The 6,006-nt window shown below is 65.1% G+C and carries 6 protein-coding genes and 1 riboswitch; all 6 genes read left to right on the top strand.

Annotated elements, in window-relative coordinates:
• A partial coding sequence (locus EOA60_RS15095) for a beta-galactosidase trimerization domain-containing protein (RefSeq protein ID WP_206628140.1) occupies positions 1–1,214 on the top strand: 1,214 nt, incomplete at its 5' end.
• Positions 1,215–1,495: 281 nt separating this feature from the next.
• A riboswitch (TPP riboswitch) is annotated at positions 1,496–1,608 on the top strand.
• A 111-nt stretch (positions 1,609–1,719) separates the two neighbouring features.
• Positions 1,720–3,540: a phosphomethylpyrimidine synthase ThiC gene (gene thiC / locus EOA60_RS15090; RefSeq protein WP_095826155.1), complete on the top strand. Its 1,821-nt coding sequence runs from the start codon at positions 1,720–1,722 to the stop codon at positions 3,538–3,540.
• Positions 3,537–4,505 carry a glycine oxidase ThiO gene (gene thiO / locus EOA60_RS15085; protein ID WP_095826154.1) on the top strand — a complete coding sequence of 323 codons (969 nt, stop codon included), beginning with the start codon at positions 3,537–3,539 and terminating at the stop codon, positions 4,503–4,505. The genes thiC and thiO overlap by 4 nt, the downstream gene beginning before the upstream one ends.
• Complete coding sequence (gene thiS, locus EOA60_RS15080) at positions 4,502–4,699, top strand: sulfur carrier protein ThiS (RefSeq protein WP_095826153.1); 198 nt, start codon at positions 4,502–4,504, stop codon at positions 4,697–4,699. Before thiO ends, thiS begins: the two co-directional genes overlap by 4 nt.
• A 4-nt stretch (positions 4,700–4,703) precedes the next feature.
• The gene (locus EOA60_RS15075; RefSeq protein WP_095826152.1) at positions 4,704–5,477 is read left to right on the top strand and encodes a thiazole synthase; all 774 of its coding nucleotides are present in this window, start codon (positions 4,704–4,706) and stop codon (positions 5,475–5,477) included.
• Positions 5,474–6,006 (top strand): thiamine phosphate synthase (locus EOA60_RS15070; protein ID WP_128311554.1); only part of this gene is annotated, 533 nt, incomplete at its 3' end. The genes EOA60_RS15075 and EOA60_RS15070, both read left to right, overlap by 4 nt.

The raw sequence follows: 6,006 nt of genomic DNA, 5'->3' as shown, positions 1-6,006 counted from the left end.
ACATATGCCGCGCCTATTCCGGCAACTTCATCGTTCCGGAGCAGGCCTCAGGCTTCGGCAGCCAGCCCGGCTTCTCGACGATGACGCCGGAGCCCGGCGAGATGCGTCGCATGGCCATGACCTCGGTGGCGCGCGGCGCCGACGGTGTCATGTTCTTTCGTTGGCGTCCCGCGCATTTCGGCGCCGAGATCTACTGGATGGGCGTCATCGATCACGACGACGTGCCGCGCCGCCGCTATGACGAGGCAAGCCGCTTCTTCCATGAGATCGCCGCCGCGAAGGAGCAGATTCTTGGCACCGCAGTGCGCATGGACCTCGGCATCGCCGGCGCGGACTTCGACAACCAGGAGGCTCACAAGACCTATCCGATCGGCCTCCCCAGTCCGCTCGAAGACGCGACGCTGCTTCATCGCCACTGCTATCAGAACGGCATTGCATGCGGGTTCATTCATCCCGAAGACGATCTTTCGCGGCTCAAGGCGCTCTACGTCCCGCATTGGGTGATGTGGAAGGATGAATGGAACGAGGCTGTCGAAACATTCGTCCGCAACGGCGGTACGCTGATCCTGTCGGCATTGAGCGCGACGAGGGACGAGAACAACCACATCATTCGCGAGCAGGCGCCCGGCAAGGCCCTTGCAGCCCTGAGCGGCGTCAGGGTGGCGGAGTTCGGCCGCGTCGTTCCCGAAGGCGGCAGCGGCCTGTTTTCGCTGTTTCGTCCGGCTCCGATGGGCGCCTATGCACCGCCGCCGCTCCCGGCCTCGTCCGCGGAACGCAAATACCTGTTCACCCTTGGCAATGAAGAATTCCAGGCTGCGCATTTGTACGAGGTGCTTGATGTAGCGCCTGACACCGAGGTGCTCGGCATCTGGTCGAACCGCTTCGCCGCCGGCTCTCCGGCAATTACCGCCCGCAAGGTCGGGCAAGGTCGGGTTGTCTATGTCGGCACGTATCTCACGCCGCAACTGACGGAGAAGCTTGTCGATGTCGTGCTGGCCAAAGCCGGTATAGCGCCTTTGCTGCCCGACCTGCCTGCCGGGGTGGAGGTCTCTGTCAGGGAAGCCGACGACCGCCGGCTGATGTTCGTGCTGAACACCACGGAAGTCGCCGTGATCGTACCCAACGTCCCAAAGGGCCTTGACCTGCTGACGGGCAAGGCCGTTGAAGGAACGCTGCAACTCGACCCTTACGGCTGCGCAATAACTCGGTCCTGAACAAATCGAACCAGCGTCCGTGGACGCCGAACAGATGCTCTTCGAGGCGAAAAATGCGTTCTTCAATCCGCCGCCACAAGGGATCGCAAAAGCGTTTCCTTGGCGGATGACAAGTGGGCCCCGACTGCCAGCTCGACGCGCGCCGGGTCGTGGCTCAATGGGCGTCGATGTAAGAGATGCTCGATCAAAGCTGCGTGGCTGCGCCGCTTCTCGTCGCTTGTTCGAGGCTGGAGAAGTCATGAAGTCGAGTTGACAGGATAGCGTCGCATCGTCCAACCTAGGCGCCTCACCAGGGGAGTCCCGGCAAGGGGCTGAGATACTGCTAATAGCGCGCAGTGACCCGTTGAACCTGATCCAGTTCATACTGGCGTAGGGACGGTGCGAAGCTTCGCGGGTCGGCAATCCGGCTTCGGCATTCGGGCAGTGCCCGCATCCTAAGCGAAGCGTCACTTCCTCCTCATCGCGTGGACTGGGTCTCCGTGCACTCGAGCAAGGAGGCTCACTCATGAATGCCCACACCCCGACCGTCACCGTCGGCGAATTGCCCGCTTCGAAGAAGGTCCACAAACCCGGTCAGCTCCACCCGGAGCTGCGGGTGCCGATGCGCGAGATCTCGGTCCACCCGAGCGCCGGCGAGCCGCCGGTCACGGTCTATGACTCGTCCGGTCCCTACACGGACACCGCGATGAAAACCGACATCGAGCGTGGCTTGCCACGGCTGCGCGAGGCATGGATCGAGGCGCGCGGAGACGTGGAGCGCTACGAGGGCCGCACGATCAAGCCGGAAGACAACGGCTTCGTCTCAGCCGATCGCCTGACGCCGGAATTCCCGGTTCGCAACAGACCGTTGCGCGCGGCCGGCGGCCGCGCCGTCACACAGCTCGCCTATGCGCGCGCCGGCATCATCACGCCTGAGATGGAGTTCGTCGCCATCCGCGAGAACCTCGGCCGGGAGCAGTTGCGTTCGAAACTCCAACGCGAGGGCGAAAACTTCGGCGCCGCGATCCCCGATTTCGTCACGCCGGAATTCGTGCGCGACGAGGTGGCGCGCGGCCGCGCCATCATCCCGTCCAACATCAACCACCCGGAAAGCGAGCCGATGATCATCGGCCGCAATTTTCTGGTCAAGATCAACGCCAATATCGGCAACTCCGCCGTCACCTCGTCGATGGCCGAAGAGGTCGAGAAGATGGTGTGGGCGATCCGCTGGGGCGCCGACACGGTGATGGACCTCTCGACCGGGCGCAACATCCACAACATCCGCGAGTGGATCGTGCGCAATTCGCCGGTGCCGATCGGCACGGTGCCGATCTACCAGGCGCTTGAGAAGGTCGGCGGCGTCGCCGAGGAACTGACCTGGGAGGTGTTCCGCGACACCCTCATCGAGCAGGCCGAGCAGGGCATGGACTATTTCACGATCCATGCCGGCGTGCGCCTGCCCTATATCCCGCTCACCGTCGACCGCGTCACCGGCATCGTGTCGCGCGGCGGCTCGATCATGGCCAAATGGTGCTTGCATCACCACAAGGAGAGTTTTCTCTACGAGCATTTCGAGGAGATCTGCGACATCGCCCGGGCCTATGACGTGGCGTTCTCGCTCGGCGACGGCCTTCGCCCCGGCTCGATCGCCGATGCCAATGACGCGGCCCAGTTCGCCGAGCTGGAAACGCTCGGAGAGCTCACCAAGATCGCCTGGTCCAAGGACTGCCAGGTGATGATCGAGGGCCCCGGCCACGTGCCGATGCACAAGATCAAGCAAAACATGGACAAGCAGCTCGCGGTCTGTGGCGAAGCGCCGTTCTACACGCTCGGGCCGCTCACCACCGACATCGCGCCGGGCTATGACCACATCACATCGGGCATCGGCGCGGCGATGATCGGCTGGTTCGGAACGTCGATGCTCTGCTACGTCACGCCGAAGGAGCATCTCGGCCTGCCCGACCGCGACGACGTCAAGACTGGCGTCATCACCTACAAGATCGCCGCTCATGCCGCCGACCTCGCCAAGGGCCATCCGGCCGCCCAGGTCAGGGACGACGCGCTGTCGAGGGCGCGCTTCGAGTTCCGGTGGGAGGACCAGTTCAACCTGTCGCTCGATCCGGAGACGGCGCGCGCCTTCCACGACGAAACCCTGCCGAAGGAGGCGCACAAGGTGGCGCATTTCTGCTCCATGTGCGGTCCCAAATTCTGCTCGATGCGGATCTCGCACGACATCCGCGCGGAAGCGCAGAAGGAAGGGCTCGCGGCCATGGCTGCGAAGTACCGCGACGGCGGCGATCTCTATATGCCGCTCGACAGCACCCCCGAGCGCACGGACACGCCATGAAGGTGCTCATTCGCGGCGCTGGCGTTGCCGGATTGACGCTCGCGCACGAGCTGGCAACGCGCGGCGCCGATGTGACCGTGGTCGAGAAACGGCTAGAGATCGCCGGCAATGCCTCCTGGCAGGCTGGCGGCATGCTCGCGCCCTGGTGCGAGCGCGAGAACGCCGAAGCGACCGTACTGACGCTCGGACGCGGCGCAGCCGACTGGTGGGACGCCGCCTTGCCCGGCCATGTCGCGCGCCGCGGCACGCTGGTGCTGGCGTCTGCCCGCGATGCCGGCGAACTCGACCGCTTCGGCCGCCGCACATCCGGCTTCAGGCAGTTGGACGCCAGCCAAATCGCGGCACTCGAGCCGGCGCTCAAGGGCCGGTTCGGGCGCGGGCTGTTCTTCGCTGAGGAAGCGCATCTCGACCCACGGACGGCTCTGCTTTCCCTGCGCGACAAGCTGCGCGGGATGGGCGCGCGCGTCGAGTTCGGCCGCAACTCGGCGCCGGCATCTCAGGATATTGAGGTGGACTGCACCGGCAGCGGTGACAGGCGACCGGAACTGCGCGGCGTGCGCGGCGAGATGCTGATCCTGCGAACGCACGAGATCTCGCTGGCCCGCCCGGTGCGGCTGCTGCATCCGCGCGTCTCCGTCTATGTCGTGCCCCGCGCGGAAAACCTGTTCATGGTCGGCGCGACGATGATCGAGTGCGATACCGAAGGCCCGATCACCGCGCGCTCGACCATGGAGCTGCTCGGCGCCGCCTATGCGCTGCATCCGGCCTTCGGCGAAGCCGAGCTGGTCGAAACCGGTGTTGGCGTGCGTCCCGCATTCACCGACAACTTGCCTCGCGTCGAGCGCGACGGGGGGAATATTCGCATCAACGGCCTCTACCGCCACGGCTTCCTGCTCGCGCCGGCCATGGCGCGGCGGGCAGCCGACCTCATCCTGGGATCCTGGAGCAAAGGAGTTTGCCCTTGAAGCTCACCGTTAACGGCCAAGCCCATGAAGTCGCAGCAGAAACACTTGCCGCGCTGCTCAGCGAACTCGATTTCCAAGGCGGCTGGCTGGCAACCGCGCGGAACGGTGACGTCGTACCGGCCAGGGAACGGGACCGCTGCCGGCTCACCGATGGCGACCGCATCGAAATCCTCTCGCCGATGAAGGGAGGCTGATCCCATGCTCGAGTTCCATGGACAGAAACTCTCGTCCCGCCTTCTGCTGGGCACCGCGCTTTACCCCTCGCCTGCCGTCATGGCGGAGGCGGTGAAAGCGTCCGGCACGGAGATCGTCACCGTGTCGCTCCGCCGCGAAACCTCAGGCGGCAAAGCCGGCGGCCAGTTCTGGTCGCTTGTCCAGTCGCTCGGCGTTCGCGTGCTGCCCAACACCGCCGGCTGCCACTCGGTGGTGGAAGCGGTCACCACGGCGCGGATGGCGCGCGAGGTGTTCGGCACTGACTGGATCAAGCTCGAAGTGATCGGCAACCACGATACGCTGCAGCCCGACGTATTCGGATTGGTGGAAGCCGCAAGGATCCTTGCCTCTGAAGGCTTCGAGGTGTTTCCCTACACGACCGACGACCTCATCGTTGCCGAGCGCCTGCTCGACGCCGGCTGCAGGCTCTTGATGCCCTGGTGCGCGCCGATCGGCTCCGCACGCGGGCCGCAGAACCCCGATGCGCTGCGAAGCCTGCGCGGCCATTTCCCCGGCATTCCGCTGATTGTCGATGCTGGCATCGGCCGGCCCTCGCATGCCGCGGCCGTGATGGAGCTCGGCTACGACGCGGTGCTGCTCAACACCGCCGTCGCCAGGGCCGGCGATCCCGTTGCCATGGCGGCGGCCTTCGGCAAGGCGGTCGAGGCCGGCCGCGAGGCCTATTGCGCCGGCCTGCTCGAGCCGCGCGACATGGCCGTTCCCTCCACCCCCGTCATCGGCATGGCAGCATTCTCATGAAGCTCGATCCGTTTTACCTGATCGTCCATTCCGCCGCTTGGATCGAACGTCTGGTGCCGCTCGGCGTGAAGCTGGTGCAGCTGCGCATTAAGGACCAGGACGAAGCTTCGCTGCGCCGAGAAATTCGCGCCTCGAAGGCAGTCTGTGACAGCCACGGCTGCCAGCTCATCGTCAACGATTACTGGCGTGTTGCGATCGAGGAAAATTGCGATTTCGTTCACCTCGGCCAGGAAGATCTGGCGGAGGCTGATGTGAAGGCGATCCGCAGGGCGGGCGTGAGGCTGGGCCTCAGCACCCACGACGGCGCCGAACTCGAAACAGCGCTCCAAGCCGAGCCGGACTATGTCGCGCTCGGACCGATCTACCCGACCATTCTCAAGGCGATGAAATGGGCTCCGCAGGGGCTGGACCGCATCGCCGCCTGGAAGCAGCGCTTAGGCGATATTCCGCTTGTGGCCATCGGCGGGCTCACCGTCGAGCGCGTTGCCGGTCTCTTCGCCCACGGCGCCCAAAGTGCGGCGGTCGTCAC

The sequence above is a fragment of the Mesorhizobium sp. M1A.F.Ca.IN.020.06.1.1 genome (assembly GCF_004023265.1).
In the GTDB taxonomy this organism is placed as follows: domain Bacteria; phylum Pseudomonadota; class Alphaproteobacteria; order Rhizobiales; family Rhizobiaceae; genus Mesorhizobium.
This window is presented reverse-complemented; position numbering and strand designations above follow the sequence as displayed.

Coding starts and splice junctions, on each gene's coding strand:
- thiO (WP_095826154.1), top strand. CDS start 3,537: ATGAAGGTGCTCATTCGCGGCGCTGGCGTTGCCGGATTGACGCTCGCG.
- EOA60_RS15075 (WP_095826152.1), top strand. CDS start 4,704: ATGCTCGAGTTCCATGGACAGAAACTCTCGTCCCGCCTTCTGCTGGGC.
- thiC (WP_095826155.1), top strand. CDS start 1,720: ATGAATGCCCACACCCCGACCGTCACCGTCGGCGAATTGCCCGCTTCG.